This window comes from Priestia sp. FW507-14D1A, from assembly GCF_058781295.1.
The window spans coordinates 1,176,247-1,193,239 of record NZ_JBYSWQ010000001.1 but is presented as its reverse complement, the minus strand read 5'-3'; the positions used below and the strand labels follow the sequence as shown (position 1 = coordinate 1,193,239).

Annotated in this window: 16 protein-coding genes; all 16 read left to right on the top strand. The window is 38.3% G+C overall.

The window, feature by feature from the left end:
- The first annotated feature begins 154 nt into the window (after positions 1 to 154).
- The 16 genes from sodA to AC3WJG_RS06525 all read left to right on the top strand — a co-directional run bounded on the left by sodA (position 155) and on the right by AC3WJG_RS06525 (position 16,910).
- On the top strand, positions 155 to 763 hold the full coding sequence (gene sodA, locus AC3WJG_RS06600) for a superoxide dismutase SodA (protein ID WP_013059198.1): 609 nt from the start codon (positions 155 to 157) through the stop codon (positions 761 to 763).
- A gap of 129 nt (positions 764 to 892) precedes the next feature.
- Positions 893 to 2,170: an MFS transporter gene (locus AC3WJG_RS06595; protein WP_028410632.1), complete on the top strand. Its 1,278-nt coding sequence runs from the start codon at positions 893 to 895 to the stop codon at positions 2,168 to 2,170.
- A 161-nt stretch (positions 2,171 to 2,331) separates the two neighbouring features.
- Positions 2,332 to 4,509: a peptidoglycan D,D-transpeptidase FtsI family protein gene (locus AC3WJG_RS06590; protein ID WP_102812650.1), complete on the top strand. Its 2,178-nt coding sequence runs from the start codon at positions 2,332 to 2,334 to the stop codon at positions 4,507 to 4,509.
- Positions 4,510 to 4,652: 143 nt separating this feature from the next.
- Entirely contained in the window at positions 4,653 to 4,781 is a 129-nt protein-coding gene (locus AC3WJG_RS06585) for a hypothetical protein (RefSeq protein ID WP_255256606.1), read from the top strand.
- A 347-nt stretch (positions 4,782 to 5,128) separates the two neighbouring features.
- Positions 5,129 to 5,926 carry a phosphate ABC transporter ATP-binding protein PstB gene (pstB, locus tag AC3WJG_RS06580; protein ID WP_371264484.1) on the top strand — a complete coding sequence of 266 codons (798 nt, stop codon included), beginning with the start codon at positions 5,129 to 5,131 and terminating at the stop codon, positions 5,924 to 5,926.
- Between the two features lie 22 nt (positions 5,927 to 5,948).
- Positions 5,949 to 6,608, top strand: coding sequence for a phosphate signaling complex protein PhoU (phoU, locus tag AC3WJG_RS06575; protein ID WP_102812649.1), 660 nt, complete (start codon positions 5,949 to 5,951; stop codon positions 6,606 to 6,608).
- A 193-nt stretch (positions 6,609 to 6,801) separates the two neighbouring features.
- On the top strand, positions 6,802 to 7,296 hold the full coding sequence (locus tag AC3WJG_RS06570) for a DUF4912 domain-containing protein (RefSeq protein WP_102812648.1): 495 nt from the start codon (positions 6,802 to 6,804) through the stop codon (positions 7,294 to 7,296).
- Positions 7,289 to 9,607, top strand: coding sequence for a glycosyltransferase (locus tag AC3WJG_RS06565; RefSeq protein WP_028410636.1), 2,319 nt, complete (start codon positions 7,289 to 7,291; stop codon positions 9,605 to 9,607). The genes AC3WJG_RS06570 and AC3WJG_RS06565 overlap by 8 nt, the downstream gene beginning before the upstream one ends.
- Entirely contained in the window at positions 9,604 to 11,883 is a 2,280-nt protein-coding gene (locus AC3WJG_RS06560; RefSeq protein ID WP_102812647.1) for a sugar phosphate nucleotidyltransferase, read from the top strand. The genes AC3WJG_RS06565 and AC3WJG_RS06560 overlap by 4 nt, the downstream gene beginning before the upstream one ends.
- Before the next feature lie 238 nt (positions 11,884 to 12,121).
- Entirely contained in the window at positions 12,122 to 12,271 is a 150-nt protein-coding gene (gene rpmG, locus AC3WJG_RS06555; protein ID WP_013059189.1) for a 50S ribosomal protein L33, read from the top strand.
- Between the two features lie 46 nt (positions 12,272 to 12,317).
- Positions 12,318 to 12,884, top strand: a complete 567-nt coding sequence (locus tag AC3WJG_RS06550; protein WP_102812646.1) for a 5-formyltetrahydrofolate cyclo-ligase — start codon at positions 12,318 to 12,320, stop codon at positions 12,882 to 12,884.
- Positions 12,871 to 13,668: a DUF92 domain-containing protein gene (locus AC3WJG_RS06545; RefSeq protein ID WP_102812645.1), complete on the top strand. Its 798-nt coding sequence runs from the start codon at positions 12,871 to 12,873 to the stop codon at positions 13,666 to 13,668. Before AC3WJG_RS06550 ends, AC3WJG_RS06545 begins: the two co-directional genes overlap by 14 nt.
- Positions 13,669 to 13,719: 51 nt before the next feature.
- Positions 13,720 to 13,896 carry a protein YqgO gene (yqgO, locus tag AC3WJG_RS06540; RefSeq protein ID WP_013059186.1) on the top strand — a complete coding sequence of 59 codons (177 nt, stop codon included), beginning with the start codon at positions 13,720 to 13,722 and terminating at the stop codon, positions 13,894 to 13,896.
- A 134-nt stretch (positions 13,897 to 14,030) separates the two neighbouring features.
- Positions 14,031 to 15,551: a rhomboid family protein gene (locus tag AC3WJG_RS06535; RefSeq protein ID WP_098331857.1), complete on the top strand. Its 1,521-nt coding sequence runs from the start codon at positions 14,031 to 14,033 to the stop codon at positions 15,549 to 15,551.
- 181 nt (positions 15,552 to 15,732) lie between these two features.
- Positions 15,733 to 15,939, top strand: a complete 207-nt coding sequence (locus tag AC3WJG_RS06530) for a YqgQ family protein (protein WP_013059184.1) — start codon at positions 15,733 to 15,735, stop codon at positions 15,937 to 15,939.
- Between the two features lie 2 nt (positions 15,940 to 15,941).
- The gene (locus AC3WJG_RS06525) at positions 15,942 to 16,910 is read left to right on the top strand and encodes an ROK family glucokinase (RefSeq protein ID WP_013059183.1); all 969 of its coding nucleotides are present in this window, start codon (positions 15,942 to 15,944) and stop codon (positions 16,908 to 16,910) included.
- Positions 16,911 to 16,993: the final 83 nt, after the last annotated feature.

Here is a 16,993-nt window from a genome sequence, read left to right as displayed (position 1 = left end):
TTTTATGTTTAAAAGAATAGCGAATGGGAATTAGGTAAATATAAATCATGGATTAGGAACTTTTTATTTGAAACAGTAGGGTAAATTTGCTAATCTAAACGTATATGGTGCTTTTGCGCCAAAATGCTTACATATTTTGAAGGAGGAATTATTCATGGCTTACAAATTACCAGAACTACCTTATGCATACGATGCACTGGAACCACATATCGACAAAGAAACAATGAATATTCACCACACAAAACATCACAACACATATGTTACAAATCTAAACGCTGCTGTTGAAGGCAAAGCGGATTTAGAAAGCAAAAGTATTGAAGAGTTAATTTCAAACTTAGATGCTGTTCCTGAAGATATCCGTACAGCAGTACGCAATAACGGTGGCGGTCATGCGAACCACTCATTATTTTGGACAATCCTTTGCCCTAACGGCGGCGGTGCTCCAACTGGTGAATTAGCAGACGCTATCGCTAGCAAATTCGGCAGCTTTGATCAATTCAAAGAAGAATTTGCAAATGCAGCTAAAACTCGCTTCGGTTCTGGCTGGGCTTGGTTAGTTGTAAACAACGGCGAATTAGAAGTAACAAGCACACCAAACCAAGATAGCCCATTAATGGAAGGCAAAACGCCAATTCTTGGTCTAGACGTTTGGGAGCACGCTTACTACCTAAATTACCAAAACCGCCGTCCAGATTACATTTCAGCATTCTTTAATGTTGTAAAATGGGACGAAGTTGCTAAACGTTACGACGCTGCAAAATAAGCTGAAGACGTATTTAAGAGCCAGTAAAGTAATTATTACCTTTACTGGCTTTTTTGTTTTCCAATTCTTTTACATATCTCCTTTTCTTTTTCACACACTAGGTGTAGAAGAGAAAAGGAGTTTTTTGATATGCCTTTATTAAAAAAAGTAGTTGGAGATGTAGAAGTTAGTAAAGATTTACTTTTGCTTTTAATTATAGGCGGTCTTTATGCCTTGGCTATTTCAATTTCCAATTCGTTTGTTAACATTTATCTGTGGAAACAATCAGGCGAATTTTCGGATCTCGCTATTTATAATTTAGCGGTAGTGGTGCTTCAGCCGCTTACGTTTATTTTAGCAGGTAAATGGGCCAAACGAATTGACCGGGTTGTGGTTTTAAGATTAGGTGTATCTTTTTTAGCTGTTTTTTATATCGCTGTATTAATCAGTGGAGCTAACGCAGCCCAGTATTTAGTATTGCTTGGCGGACTGCTGGGTATAGGATACGGCTTTTATTGGCTAGCTTTTAATGTGCTAACTTTTGAAATTACAGAACCTGATACAAGAGACTTTTTTAACGGATTTTTAGGGATCTTAAACTCTTTTGCAGGGATGATTGGTCCTTTAGGAGCGGGCTTTGTTATTTCCGCTTTGTATGAATCACTTGGGTATAAAATCGTGTTTGGTGTATCACTGCTATTGTTTATCGGTGCCGTTGTGCTTAGTTTTTTTATTACAAGACGCGCAGCGGAAGGAGTATACAAATTTAAAGAAGTATGGGCTGAACGAAAAGTCAATAAAGACTGGAATCGAATATTGCAGGCTCATTTCTTTCAAGGGTTGCGTGAAGGTACGTTCATTTTTGTTGTATCCGTCATGGTATTTATTACGACGGGAAGTGAACTAGCTTTAGGAACATATGGACTGGTGAATTCAGCAGTTGCGTTTGTAGGATACTATGTTGCCTCAAGGTTTATTAAGCAAAAAAATCGCCTTCGATTTATCTTCGCAGGGGGCCTCCTTCTCTATGGAGCAGTCTTTTTGCTTATCTTTAACTTATCGTATCCAAAGTTAATTATATATGCTGTTTGTATTGCCATTGCTTATCCTATTTTGTTGGTTCCATTCATTTCTCTAACGTACGATGTGATTGGGCGAGCAAAAGACGTTGTTTCAAAAAGAATTGAATACATTGTTGTCAGAGAAGTATTTCTGAATATTGGACGCGTCGCTTCCATATCTTTATTTTTAATAGCTGTACTATTTTTTGATGAAGCAAAAAGTATTCCCATTTTATTAGCTATTGTTGGAGCAGGGCATACGATCATTTATTTTTGTGTGAGACATATCTCACAGCCTCTGCACAAAAAAGAAACGACTGTTACTCCTCCGGTATTAAATGAAGGAGACGGAGAGTCTCCAGCTTAGAGTATTGTGAGCTCCTTCATTTGTACTATGGAAAATGCTTCGCTTTTCTTTTAGAATAAATACGTTGTGTAAATAGGCACCTGCCAGGTGTCTATTTATTTGCTAAATAGCTGATTTTATGGTGTTATGGTATATATGTTTTATAAAGTGTAGGTGTTGGTATGAAAAAGAAAAAAAGAAGAAAAAGTCACGTGCCTTTTCGTGTGAACTTACTTTTCTTGACCGTATTTGCCCTATTTTCCGTATTAATTTTGCGGTTGGGACTTGTTCAAATTGTATACGGTGAGAATTACGAACGAGAAGTCGAAAAAACACAGGACGTTACGGTCAGTACGCCTGTTCCTCGAGGGAAAATGTACGATCGTTATAACCGCGTAATTGTAGATAATACCTCTTTAAATACAATTACATATACTCGTTTTCAAGGAAATACAGCTGAAGAAAGGCTGCGCATCGCTAAAAAGTTAGCCACTATGATCGATGTTCCTTACACCACAAATGTGATTGATATTCCGGAAAATAAAAAGAATAAAGATGCTAAAAATGTGGTAAAAATTACAGAACGCGATATGAAGGATTATTGGATTATGCTTCACCCTAAAGAAGCGGAACAGAAAATTACGCAAGCTGATCGCAAAAAAGTTCAAGATGGTGAAATGACTGATGACCAACTGTATCAACGTCAGTTAGACCGCATCTCTAAAAAAGATTTAGAAAGTCTAAAGAGTGATTTAGAAGTTCTCGCTATTAAGCGCCAAATGGAGGCAGGTTACTCTAACACCCCGCAAATTGTTAAGAGCGGTGTGACAAATGAAGAGTATGCCGTTGTAAGTGAGCACTTAGATGAACTTCCAGGTGTTGATACAACAACGTATTGGGATCGCTCATACCCAGAAAACAGTACTCTTCGCACTTTGCTTGGAAATGTATCATCTGCCAACGAAGGACTGCCTAAAGATAAAGTACAGTATTACTTGTCAAGAGGCTATAGCCGAAATGACCAAGTTGGGACGAGCTATTTAGAGAAGCAATACGAAGCTCAGCTCAGCGGTCAAAAAGAAAAAGTCCAATATGTAACAGATAAAAAAGGAAATCTCCTTGATACAATTCAAGTGTCTAAAGGTGAACGCGGCAGTGATTTGGTTTTAACTATTGATATGGAGCTTCAAAAAGCGGTAGAAAAACAAATTACCGACCAGCTTTTAGCCAAAAAGCAAATGAAAGGAACGCAATTTTTAGACCGTGCTTTTGTTATTATGATGGATCCTCACACAGGAGAAATTTTAACGATGGCAGGTAAAAAATACACCATTGATAAGAAGACTGGAGCGCCTAAAATAGAAGATTTTGCATTAGGAAATATTTCAACATCTTATACAATGGGCTCTGTTGTAAAAGGAGCAACGGTTTTAGCCGGCTTAGATTCAGGAGCTATTAAGCCAAACACAGTGTTCGTTGATGAACCGTTAAAAATTAAAGGAACACCGGTTAAAAAATCAGCTGAGGCTGAAGGGCTAGGACCCTTAACGTATTCATCTGCGTTAAAATATTCATCCAACGTATTTATGTTTAAAACGGTAATGGCTATGGCTGGGTTACAGTATCATAAAAACATGACTTTACCGATTAAACCTGATACATTCAGCGAACTGCGTTCTTACTACAGTCAGTTCGGCTTAGGCGTATCAACAGGCATAGACCTTGATAACGAATCAACAGGTGTCCAAGGCGGAAGCGATGTTCCAGGTACGGCGCTTGATTTAGGAATTGGTCAGTATGATACGTACACGCCGCTGCAGCTTGTTCAATATACTTCTGCAATAGCTAATGGAGGGTATCGTATTAAGCCGCAGCTAGTAAAAGAAATCCGAAAACCAACGATTAAAACCGATGAAATTGGCGGTACGCAGCATTCATTTGAACCTGATGTGTTAAATCGTATCACGATGAAAGAAGAATACATTAAAGATGTTCAAAGTGGCTTTAAGCGCGTTACTCAAGAACAAGGCGGTACAGGGTATGCAGCTTTCCATACAGCAAACTATAATCCTGCTGGTAAATCAGGAACGGCACAAGCCTATGAGAAAAACCCAAGCGGAGGGGATCCGATTAAAGTTAATAATTCAAACTTTGTGGCCTTTGCTCCGGCGAATGATCCTGAAATTGCAGTAGCTGTAGTGGTACCATCGGCATTTGTGCCAAGTGCACCAAATACCATTACAAAAGAGCTTGCTCGTTCTGCGCTCGATACGTATTTTGATTTAAAGAAAAAAGGTGAACAAGAAGTAAAAGACCAAGAAGAGAATCAACAGGCTGTCATTGCAAACGACGCCAATTAAAGAGGCTGGAATAAAAGCATATTAGTTAAAGTAAGATCCGAACGAAGTTGATTAAGAATCAGCTTCGTTCGGATTTTTTTATTGGTAGAGTGAACGTAGATTTCGTGTAGGTGGGCCCTTTTAGCGATTGATTGGAGGGCAAGGTGAAGACTTCTGCAGGGAAAGCGAAGCGACGAGGAGGCTCACCGGCTGTCCGTGAAACGAAAATCAACAGCGGTATCGGAAGTAATTCATACTGGCTTATTAATCCAATCCACCCACCTTTAGATTGAATTAATTTAGTTATGTCTCTACCTCTTCTTTTTTTGTTGAAAATCTTTACATATATGGTTTTTTATTGAATTTAAGGGTCGTAAGAACTAGTTTTTTACCTAAAAAACACGCAGATAGACCTTCGTTTACAAAAGCTTTACATTGAGTTAAAACACAATTAATAGTCGGCTATTATTCTGTAAGTGTAAGGGTTAATAGAAATGATCAAAATAAGGGGAAGCGTTTCGGCTTCTCGTATTTATTTACACTGATAGTAAACAATAGATATTAAATAGACATAGAGAGACTTTTATTGTGCTCAAAACGGTTAAAGACGATGAAGGAGGATTATCCAATGGCAATAACAATGGAATTGACTAACAAAGAAAAAGTAGATACTCCGCAAACAAAAGAAATTGTATATAAAACAAAAGGTTTGAATTTATGGTATGGCAACACACATGCCTTAAAAAATATTGATTTAGACATTCATGCTAACGAAGTTACCGCGATCATCGGTCCATCAGGCTGCGGAAAATCAACATATATTAAAACGTTAAATCGTATGGTAGAAATGACTCCAATTGTCCGTACATCAGGTGAAATTGAGTATAGAGGGAAAAATATTTTTGATAAATCGTACCACGTGGAAGAGCTGCGCACGCAAGTAGGAATGGTTTTCCAAAAGCCAAATCCGTTCCCAAAATCTATTTATGATAATATTGCCTACGGCCCAAGAATTCATGGCGTTCGCAATAAGAAAAAACTAGATGAAATTGTTGAAAAAAGTTTACGAGGAGCAGCTATTTGGGACGAAGTTAAAGATCGTTTGAATCAAAATGCGAATGGGTTGTCAGGTGGACAACAGCAGCGTATCTGTATTGCGCGCTGCTTGGCTATTGAACCCGACGTTATTTTAATGGATGAGCCTACTTCTGCACTCGATCCAATTTCAACATTAAAAGTAGAAGAGTTAGTACAAGAATTAAAGAAAGACTTCAGCATTATTATTGTTACACATAATATGCAGCAAGCGGCACGTATTTCAGATAAAACAGCATTTTTCTTAAATGGAGAAGTGGTAGAGTACGCAGAAACAGATAAAATCTTCTCAATGCCATCTGATAAACGCACAGAAGATTATATTACAGGTCGTTTCGGTTAAGACATACAAGGAGATGGGATGAGTGGTTGTACGCGAAAAGTTTCATGGTGATTTAAAGATATTACGTGAAAAATTATTAGAAATAGGGCGTTTAACGCATGAGGCGCTATCAAAATCAATTGAAGCGTTGCAAACAAGCAATGTTGAGCTGGCGCTAGAAATTATCGACGGCGATTCATACGTAGATGACTTAGAAGAAGAAATTAATGACCTAGCTATCTTACTGATTGCAAAGCAGCAGCCCGTGGCTATCGATTTAAGACGTATCATTGTGGCAATTAAAATTGCTTCGGATGTTGAGCGTATGGCAGATTTTGCGGTTAACGTAGCAAAATCAGCTATACGAATTGGAAACGAAGAATTAATTAAGCCGTTAGAACATGTAAAGAAAATGCACGATATTTCGATTGAAATGTTGAGCCTTTCGTTAAAAGCTTATCACGAGGAAGATCTTGTGCTGGCTAAAAAAGTAGCGGAAATGGACGATCAAGTGGATGAGCTTTACGGAATAACAATCAAAGAACTTTTAAGTCTTGCTAAAGAAAAGCAGGAGGCTATGAACCAAATTACGCAGCTTTTATTTGTAGCCCGCTATTTAGAGCGTATGGCTGATCATACCACTAACGTAGCAGAAAGCATATTTTACCTTGTAAAAGGCAAACGCTACGACTTAAACGAATAGTAGAAAAACCTCTTCTAATAAGCGAAGAGGTTTTTTTGTTAGTAAATTATAATTACTACGTTAACCTGAATTTTTAACACAAATCGACAAATTGCGTTTATTGTGGCAACTTTTTCTGAATGGTAAGATGTTAATAAGTTTATACGGCATTTATATGTAGAAAAAACATTCTAAGAAACGAAGTGATAAAACAGTGGCTGCTAATCTTATTCAAAACTTAAATGTGTGTATAGCTACTCAGCTTGACTCATCTCGTATTTATGTTCATTGGTCGTTTTCTGAGCATATTCGAGAGATGGTAGAAAGTATGTTTTCGACACGATGGGAAGAATTGAATCTAGCTATGTGTACGTATGATATAACAGGTCTTCATTTTAACGGGCATGAATCAAACCGCTATTATATGAAAGGCCTTACTCCTAAGCAAGACTTCATGTTTATGAACAGCTTGGAAAGTGAGCGCACGTATGTAATAGATATTGGCATTCAAGATAAAGAAGGAAGTTTTTTTTCCCTTCTTCGTTCGAATCCGGTTTATTTGATGAAAGAACAACATGAACAAGTGAATGCAACTTCGTTGAGCTGGATGTACGAACCTGTAAAAGTTCACCAGGGTGTTCAAAATGAATTTAGCACATATTCCTTATATTCAAATGACTTGGAGCAGGTGAAAAAGCAATATGAATAGTGATGACTGTATTCTTTTAACTTATATGCATTATCCCTTGCTACATGTATTTCAAGCAGAGAGCGAGTATCCGCTGTTTGAACAAGTAACGAACGAGTTCATCCCTTTTTTAGATCAAATTGAGTCTAAGAAATTGATAGGTGCAACAGCTGTGATGTCTTGTGTATTTTTGAACGCATTAAACGACGAGGCATTTAACACTCGTTACGCGCGGTATTTACACCAGTTTTCAAGCCGGCAGCATCAGAGAGCACTCACTTTTTTAAAAAAGTGGAAAGGGAGCTTGTTCTCAGCCTGCAAATATTTCTTTCAACATGACATGATGGAATGTATTCCTACTACCGTAACGAACGCGTTCGTTTCCATCCTTAAAACCGAACAAACATTAAATCTCCAAATTACAGAAGCAATACGTGTTTTTCAACAGTTTTTTGAAAAAAAGCCCGGCGGTTTTTTTATACAGCAAGGAGAATATACTCATCAAGTAGATATGCTCCTAAAATCTCATGAAATACGCTATACCTTTGTGAAGTCATCAACAGATGAACTAAAAAAGTCGCCTGCTGGCATTATCTTGTTTCCATATCCTAAGCAAGGAAAACAAATTGAGGAAGGAACCATGAATAAAGCGAGCGCTGTTTTGGATTTGAAAGCTAAGGACACGCTTGGCTTTCAGCGAATGCAAGCAGCAAGGGGTACATTTCAATATCCTTTAGACTACGCGAGGGATATACAGTTTCACCAAAACGAAACTCTTGCACTCTACGGTGCAACAAAAAGCGCTGAATTTGTCAGTCAGAACAATCAATTGTTTATTTCAACTGTACAGAAGTCAGAGGCAATGCTAGATGTTATCGATTCTAAACATCCTAGCGTGGTGAATGCTATCTACCGACAGTGGCTTCTTTTAAGCAGCAGCGATTGGCTTTATAACTTTGAAAAAGTCAGAGATGAATACGAAAGGCAAGTAAAACTATTTGATTTTCTTTGTCACGAAAAGAATCCAAGGATGGATAGCGAAAACAGTTTTCTTTCAGGCAGTTCTTTTTTATACCCTACAAAAGAGATAGAGCCGGCAGCTTTATCAGTAAATCAATACAAAGGCGGTCTCTCCATTTTAATGCTTGCATGGGAATTCCCTCCTCTAGTTATCGGAGGACTTGCACGACATGTATTTGATTTATCCAGAGCGTTAGCAAAGGCGGGCCATCACGTTAGTGTATTAACAACATATGTAGAGGGGCTGCCGGAATATGAGCGGTTATACGGTGTTCATGTTTACCGAGTTAAAAGCCTGCAGCCTCATCATCCGGATTTTTTGACATGGGTAAACAGTTTGAACGTGGCTATGGCTCTTAGAGGACTGCAATTAGGCTACAAGCTGTCTTTTGACGTTATTCATGCTCATGACTGGCTTGTTGCCTCCGCTGCAAAATGTTTAGCGGATAAAACGGATAGACCGCTAATTACGACCATTCATGCGACAGAACATGGGCGCAATAATGGTATTCATAATGACATGCAGCAGAAAATTCACTTGCAAGAAGAGGAGCTGATTCGACAATCAAGTTCAATTATTGTCTGCAGTGACTATATGAAGAAAGAATTAATCACTTTATTTCACGTAGAACAAGATAAAATTGCTATATTTCCAAATGGAATTGACAAGCAGCTGGTAGTCGACGCAGTAAATGAGCGGTTAAAAGAAAGTTTACAAAAGAAATATAATTTTAGAAAGGCCCCTATTATTTTTTCAATTGGACGAATTGTATATGAAAAAGGATTTCAGCTATTTATTGAAGCAGCGGAACTATTTAAGAAAAAACAAATAGATGTTCAATTCGTTGTGGCGGGAAAAGGACCTTTACTTCATGAGTTTCGAACACAGGTAAGTGAAAAGCAATTGGACAAATACGTGTATTTTATTGGATACATTACCGATAACGAACGAAATCAGCTTCTTCAAGCTTGCAAAATGGTTGTTTTTCCAAGTCTATATGAACCTTTTGGAATTGTGGCTTTAGAGGGGATGGTAGCCAAGAAGCCAACTATCGTTGCCGATACAGGAGGTCTAAGCGATATTGTTTCACATTTCGACACGGGCCTGACGTTTGCCCGAGGAGATACGCTCGAATTAATTAACTGTATTGAATTTTTGTTAAAAAATGAAAAAACGGCTGCGAAAATCAGCGAAAATGGGTATAGAAAAGCAACAACTATGTTTAGCTGGGAAAAAATCGCTATTGATACAAGTAAGCTGTTTCAACATCACATTTGCCAGGATAAAAAAAGGAGGGAGGCAAAAAATTGAAAGCCATTATACTTGCTGGCGGTAAAGGAACAAGACTGCAGCCCTTGACCTATACGATTCCAAAGCCTATGCTGCCGCTTTACGATAAACCTGTGATGGAATATAGCATTGAGCTGCTTAAGAAACATGGAATTACAGAGATTGGGATTACGCTGCAGTATAGGCATGAACAAATTATTGAATACTTTGGGGATGGCTCTCAGTGGGGAGTGACGCTTACTTATTTTATCGAAAAAGAGCCTCTTGGAACGGCGGGCGGAATTAAGCGAGCAGAGGCCTTTATTGAGGAAGACTGTATTATTATTAGTGGAGATGCCTTAACAGAAATTAATCTTCAAGACGTTATTCATTTTCATTATGAACAAAAAAGCGAAATGACCATTGTTACAAAAGAAGTAAACGACGTGCGGGGTTATGGAGTGGTGACGATAGATGAAGGGCATCGAGTCACCGAGTTTGTAGAGAAACCGACCTACGAACAGGCCAATAGCCGATTGATTAATACGGGAGTGTATGTGATCAAAAAATCCGTTTTTGATTACGTGAATTCTTATGGTCCTACAGATTTTAGCTTTGACATTATCCCGCTTCTTTTGGAACATAATCATACTGTGTGCAGTTTTGTAACGGAAGATTATTGGATTGATATTGGGCAAATCCACCATTATCGTCAAGCACACTATGATTTGTGGAGCAAGTGGTTTGGCAATAGACAGGAAAGTATTGTCTCAGATGACGCGCTCATAGAAGAAGGGGTGACTGTTTACGATCCGGTTTACGTAGGAGAAAATGTGGTGATTAAAAAAGGTGCTTCAATTGGTCCTTACACGATTATTGGAACCAATAGCATCATAGAAGCACATGCTGCAATCGATAAAACGATTTTGCTTCAAAACGTAACGGTGGGGGCAGAATCGTTTTTATACAACGCTACGATAGGTCCCTATGTAAATGTTCAAGCAATGACTACGTATGTCCAAGATACAGTAGCTGAAAATCAAGTGCTACCCCAACTTTCTGTAAAGCCAGATGTTTCTATCTTCAAAAACGGTCGCTTGTATGTACATTCATCTGTTGATCGAGAAAGACTATACAATGCGTTATTACTTGTATGCAAACATCAAGGGTCGTTTTGTCTAGCAAGCGATGATGAAGGAGAAGCCACTCAGCTTCGCAAAGAATGCTTTTCTTTTTTACGAAGTAATCATTCAGCTGTGTATGATATTAAAAAAGAAGCTCTTCCGGTATTTCGATATTACATGATGACTTCACAAGCGAGCATTGGTATTTATATTGGTGTGGATAGCAAAAACAGCAGCCTGTTTTTAGAAATATATGATGATAAAGGGCAATTAGTTAATCAGCTTATTGAAAAAAAGATTGAGCGGATGTACCTTCAAGCTAAAAAAGCAAGCGTAACGACTTCTGTTTCATTTAAAGAAACAAGCATAGGAAATATCAGGAGAGAATATTGTGATGCTTTAGTAAAATCAATTAATCAGCATGCTTTATTAGAAGACAATATGCGGATTGGCGTGATCTGTTCGCCGTTTATACAGGAAGTTGTCGAATTATTATGTAAGCGTCTTCGTGTCCACGTTTTATTTTTAAACAAATGGGAGAAAACAGAAGAACCCAAACGAATAATTAAACGAAATAAGCTGTCTTTTTGTATTCAGATTAAAGAAGATGGAGAAACATTTGCTCTATATGATGAAAAAGGCTGCAGCGTAAATGACTCAGAAATTATGTCGCTTTATATTTATAGCGTATACATGACAAAAAAAGTAGCATTCGTTCCTATTCCTATACACTATTCATCCACACTAGAAACATTTGCTCAATCTCTCAATCAATCATTTATGAGAACAAAAGCAAAAAAACGTGATTTGCTTAGTCTTTTAGGGCCTGTTCAATTTCAGTTGGATGCCATGTACGCTTTATGCCAGCTGATCGAATTAATTATGGTGCAACAGCGGAAAATTTCTGAAATGATTCAATATGTCCCGCACGCTTATATGAACTGGCGGTATATTTCATGTCCGCTAGAAATTCAAGAACAAGTGATGAAGAAACTATTAGAAGAAGCAATCGGTAAACAAGTGTATGTCATTGATGGCTTGAAAATTTATCATGATCCTCATGAATGGACGCTTATTTTGCCCGATGGTCACTTGCCTGTATTAAATATTTATTCCGAGGCGTTAAACACTCAGACTGCCAAGAAGCTGTCGGCATATTTTGTAGAAAAAATACAAGAGTATCAAAGAGTGTAAATAATGGATTTTATTTAAAAGAAAGGAAGTGCGCCTCTCGTAAAAAGAGTTTCGTTTATTTCAAGAAACTTCATATATAAGGTGCAGCAGAGAAGGAACTCAGGGCTCTAAGAGGAAAGAAAAAGTGAAGAAATGAAATTAAATGACTTTCTTCAAAAAAACAGACTGGCATTTCCTTTCGAAAAATGATATTATATTAAAGTCTGATTTATGTTTATAATGTTTGGAGGGAAAATAGATGCGCGTAAACGTTACATTAGCTTGCACTGAAACTGGTGACCGTAATTACATTACAACTAAAAACAAGCGTAATAACCCAGATCGTCTTGAGTTAAAAAAATACAGCCCAAGACTTAAAAAAGTTACACTTCATCGTGAAACAAAGTAAGCAGTAGGAGTACAATCCTGCTGTTTTTTTTATAGGGGGAATTAAAATGAAATCTCATCTGCGCAAAGAGATGAAGGGCGTTCTTAATTTAATTTCTGAAGAGCAGCACGAGGCACATTCAACAAGCATAGCAAATGCACTGTATGAAACTTGTTTATGGAAAGAAGCTAGAGTCATTGCAGCTACAGTTTCAAGAAATAAAGAAGTTAATACGAAAGCCATCATTGAACGTGCTTGGAAAGATGGAAAGAAAGTAGCTGTTCCAAAATGCAACCCCACAACATCTCAAATGGTTTTCTACGAGATTACGAATTTTTCACAGCTTGAAACAGTGTACTACGGGTTAGCCGAACCAATTGTTGAAGAAACTGTTCCCGTTTCAAAATCTTCAATTGATTTACTCCTTGTGCCTGGCGTGCTATATAGCAAAAATGGATATCGTATCGGCTATGGAGGCGGCTATTACGATCGTTATCTAACAGATTATACCGGACAGAAGCTAAGCCTCGCGTTTGATTGTCAAGTCGTTTCAGAGGTCCCATATGAATCTCATGATATTCCCGTTGAATATATTTTGACAGAGAAGGAGCTTATTTGCTGTGAATCCGTTTGATGCTGTCATGATAATTGTAATATTACTCATGGCAGGAGCAGGCTACATAGCAAAAGCACTGACAGTATCGGGAGCCTGCATGTCTTTCATCGTAGGAGCGAGCGTTTATATTGGTTTTTCGCTTCAAGGTTTTTTACTCTTACTCTTATTTTTTAGCACTTCTACGTTGTGTAGTAAGTACAAAAAAGAAAAAAAACGCGCACTAGAAGAAAAGCTAGAGAAACACGACAGGCGAGATTATATTCAAGTCCTTGCTAATGGAGGTGTAGGTGCTGCTTGCGGTTTGTTATATGCTGCAACAGCTTTTCCTGTTTACATGTGGATGTTTATGATCAGTATCTCAGCTGCTAATGCGGACACATGGGCATCTGAAATAGGATCTCTTAGTAAGAAGCCGCCGTTTTACCTTTGGACATTAAAGAGAGTAGAAGCGGGTACCTCAGGAGCCGTTTCACTTTTAGGTACAGCAGCCGGAGCAGCCGGAGCTTTTCTTATCGCTGCCGCTTGTTATTTTGCTTTTCCATTCGCATCGCTGAGTAGTATATTGCTAGTCGGGTGCTTTGGTTTTATTGGAAACGCTATAGACACTCTTCTTGGAGCAAGTGTGCAAGTTCGCTTTCGCTGTCAAAGCTGCGGTATTGAAACGGAACGGAAAGATCATTGCCGTAAGCCAACGATAAAAGAGAAAGGAATAACTTTCTTTAACAATGATGTTGTAAATCTTGCCGCTATTTTGCTTGCTGCTTTTACAGGCGGAATCCTTATCCTGCTTTTACCTATATAAGAGCATAAAATGTTCGTCATAGGAGCAAAGTAAACGTAAGGAGGCTTGAAAATGAGACATATTGTATTAGTACTTACGCTTTTAGTTGTTGGAACGCTGGGCTATCAAATGAGATACCGTGTTTTAAATTCGCTGTTTGGAAATTCATTTATCCGCAGTCTAGCTGTTCGTTCATTTTTTAATTTGCCGTTTGTTCGGGATCGTTTAATGAAGCAGGTCTTCCGCTAAGAGCGAAAGATACATAAAAAACACCTTACCGACCTGTAAGGTGTTTTTTTGTAGAAAAAGAAAAAGGGAAAATCGTTGCTTTTTTCCTGGCTTTCTGCCATCTTTACATATAGAGAGTATGAGGAGGTGACTATTTGTCTAGGCAAGATTTTTATTATTTGCAGCTGGCACAGCAATTGCTTGGCCATTCTTCATATGAGCTGATTTCGATGAAAGCTGATGCTTCTGAGCTATGGTTTCAATCGTCGCATCGTAAAGATAAGTCAATTGTCCGCATAGTCCGCCGGAATTTTAAATCAGCCGTTGAGCAGCAAAAAGATGTATTGTATGCATTACAAAGAGCTGAGAATGTGCGAAAGCAGAGAGGTAAATCAACGCTTACTCTTAACACGATTTACTTTGCTGATTTTGATCCTTTTTATACAGAGCAGTCCTTAGAAAGTGCGCCGAGTCCCTCTAAAGTGAATAGTTACGTTGAACAACTAACGGCAGAGAAAGCAAGCGCTTATGAACCTTTATTCGAACGGCTAGGTCTTACATTAGAAAGCGCAGACAATTTCTCTTCCGAAGAAGAAGCACAGCGAATAGAGAAGTGGAAACATAAAATTGTGCTTTTTGTACAGAAAAAACAAAGCGAAGAACAGCAAATAGCTGGATACGGGAAGCCTATTTTTACATATATATTTTTAGCGCTGCAAATCTTAATGTTTCTATTTCTGGAGTGGAAGAGCAGTACACAAAATACGCTCACTCTGATTCAATACGGAGCTAAATACAACCCCTTAATTATGGAAGGCGAATGGTGGCGTTTTTTTACACCTATAATTTTGCATATAGGACTTCTGCATTTGCTTATGAATAGTGTAGCCCTTTATTATTTAGGAACGCTTGTAGAGAGGATATATGGCAGCGGACGTTTTGTCTTTATTTATATATTTGCCGGGTTTGCAGGATCTCTAGGAAGTTTTATATGGAATACGTCCATTTCCGCAGGAGCCTCAGGGGCTATTTTCGGTTGCTTTGGAGCTTTACTGTTTATAGCAAGAACAAATCCACGCTTCTTTTTTCGAACAATGGGGTCGAGTTTTATTGTCATCATTGTGATTAACTTGATTTTTGGATTTGTTGCGCCGAACGTCGATAATGCAGGACATATTGGCGGTTTGGTTGGCGGATTTTTAGCTGCGAGCATCGTCAGTTTACCGAAACAAAAAAAGCTGTATATTCAGATTCCGGCTTTCATTTGCACGCTTTTATTAGTAGGAAGTCTGCTTTTTTATGGATATCATGAGCGTTCTGTTTATCAAGATGAGCCCTATGCACTCAGCGTAGCGGCTACGTATCTTCAACAGAAGCAGTATGAAGAAGCAAAAGATGCCATTAAGCTTTTTGTTGAAAAAGGAACAGCAAATAGTAACGTGTATTTCGTCAGTGCTAACGCAGAATTTTATCTTGAAAATTATAAAAAAGCTAAACAGCAATTAAATCAGGCTGTAAAGTATGATTCAACTTTTCATGAGGCGTATTACAATTTAGCTCTGGTGAATATGAAACTGAATGATATTCCAGCGGCCACACAAAATATCGATAAAGCAATTGCGCTGGAACCGCAAAATGAAAAATACGAAAAGCTGAAGCAAGAGATAGGAAATTAAAACTGTTGAATGACGAATTTAATATTTTATACTTTACTATTGTGAGAACGTTTACTAGAATATTAATATGTAGACCTAGCAGTGGGCGTTAAATACGGCCGCTGTTTATGACTGAATGACTGTTGAGTTATCTCAAAATAAATGAATCATATCACCTAGAAAATAGGATAAAGGTGACAGAATGAATACGTTATATGATGTACAACAATTATTAAAGTCCTTCGGCATTTTTATATACGTGGGCGATCGTATTGCTGATTTAGAGCTGATGGAAGCGGAAGTAAAAGAGTTATATCAGTCTAACTTGATTGATGTACGTGATTACCAAATGGCAATTCTTTTGCTTCGTCGAGAGTTAAAACAACAAAAAGAGAAAAAGGATGAATGAACATGGATGACAAATGGTTAGTTGGAGTTGATTTAGGCGGTACAACAATAAAAATGGCCTTTATTAATCATTATGGAGAAATCATTCACAAGTGGGAAATTAATACGGATGTGAGCGAGCAAGGCCGTAAAATTCCAACGGATATTGCAAAAGCAATTGATAAAAAGTTAAACGATCTTGGAGAAGTAAAATCAAGGTTAGTAGGAATTGGTATTGGTGCACCGGGGCCTGTCAACTTTGCAAACGGTTCGATTGAAGTAGCTGTCAATTTGGGTTGGGAAAAATTCCCTATTAAAGATATCTTGGAAGTAGAAACTTCTCTTCCTGTTGTAGTAGACAATGATGCAAACATTGCAGCGATTGGAGAAATGTGGAAGGGTGCTGGAGACGGAGCAAAAGATTTACTTTGCGTTACGCTTGGCACAGGCGTTGGCGGTGGCGTCATTGCAAACGGTGAAATTGTACAAGGCGTAAATGGAGCCGCTGGTGAGATCGGGCACATTACTTCTATTCCTGAAGGCGGGGCACCGTGTAACTGCGGCAAAACCGGCTGTTTAGAAACCATTGCTTCAGCAACTGGAATTGTACGTTTAACAATGGAAGAATTAACGGAAACGGACAAACCAAGTGAGCTTCGCACAGTGTTAGAACAAAATGGACAAGTTACATCTAAAGATGTATTTGATGCAGCTCGTTCAAAAGACGAGTTAGCTATGCATGTTGTAGATAAAGTTGCTTTTCATTTAGGTCTAGCACTAGCAAACTCTGCTAATGCATTAAACCCTGAGAAGATCGTTCTAGGCGGCGGTGTGTCTCGTGCAGGCGAGGTATTACTTGCACCGGTAAGAGATTATTTCAAACGTTTTGCATTTCCTCGCGTAGCGCAAGGTGCTGAACTAGCAATCGCTACTTTAGGAAACGATGCGGGAATTATTGGAGGAGCTTGGTTAGTTAAATCTTATTTTGAATAATAAGCAAGAATCTAACTGAGATAAAAAAGCGCTTTGACATTTAGTCAAAGCGCTTTTTTATCATGCATCTTTTCAATCTTTAC

What these genes read in the sequence shown, in the direction of transcription:
- AC3WJG_RS06590 (WP_102812650.1), top strand. Translation starts at nt 2,332, where the DNA reads ATGAAAAAGAAAAAAAGAAGAAAAAGTCACGTGCCTTTTCGTGTGAAC.
- rpmG (WP_013059189.1), top strand. Translation starts at nt 12,122, where the DNA reads ATGCGCGTAAACGTTACATTAGCTTGCACTGAAACTGGTGACCGTAAT.
- pstB (WP_371264484.1), top strand. Translation starts at nt 5,129, where the DNA reads ATGGAATTGACTAACAAAGAAAAAGTAGATACTCCGCAAACAAAAGAA.
- sodA (WP_013059198.1), top strand. Translation starts at nt 155, where the DNA reads ATGGCTTACAAATTACCAGAACTACCTTATGCATACGATGCACTGGAA.
- AC3WJG_RS06595 (WP_028410632.1), top strand. Translation starts at nt 893, where the DNA reads ATGCCTTTATTAAAAAAAGTAGTTGGAGATGTAGAAGTTAGTAAAGAT.
- AC3WJG_RS06525 (WP_013059183.1), top strand. Translation starts at nt 15,942, where the DNA reads ATGGATGACAAATGGTTAGTTGGAGTTGATTTAGGCGGTACAACAATA.
- yqgO (WP_013059186.1), top strand. Translation starts at nt 13,720, where the DNA reads ATGAGACATATTGTATTAGTACTTACGCTTTTAGTTGTTGGAACGCTG.
- AC3WJG_RS06550 (WP_102812646.1), top strand. Translation starts at nt 12,318, where the DNA reads ATGAAATCTCATCTGCGCAAAGAGATGAAGGGCGTTCTTAATTTAATT.
- AC3WJG_RS06530 (WP_013059184.1), top strand. Translation starts at nt 15,733, where the DNA reads ATGAATACGTTATATGATGTACAACAATTATTAAAGTCCTTCGGCATT.
- AC3WJG_RS06565 (WP_028410636.1), top strand. Translation starts at nt 7,289, where the DNA reads ATGAATAGTGATGACTGTATTCTTTTAACTTATATGCATTATCCCTTG.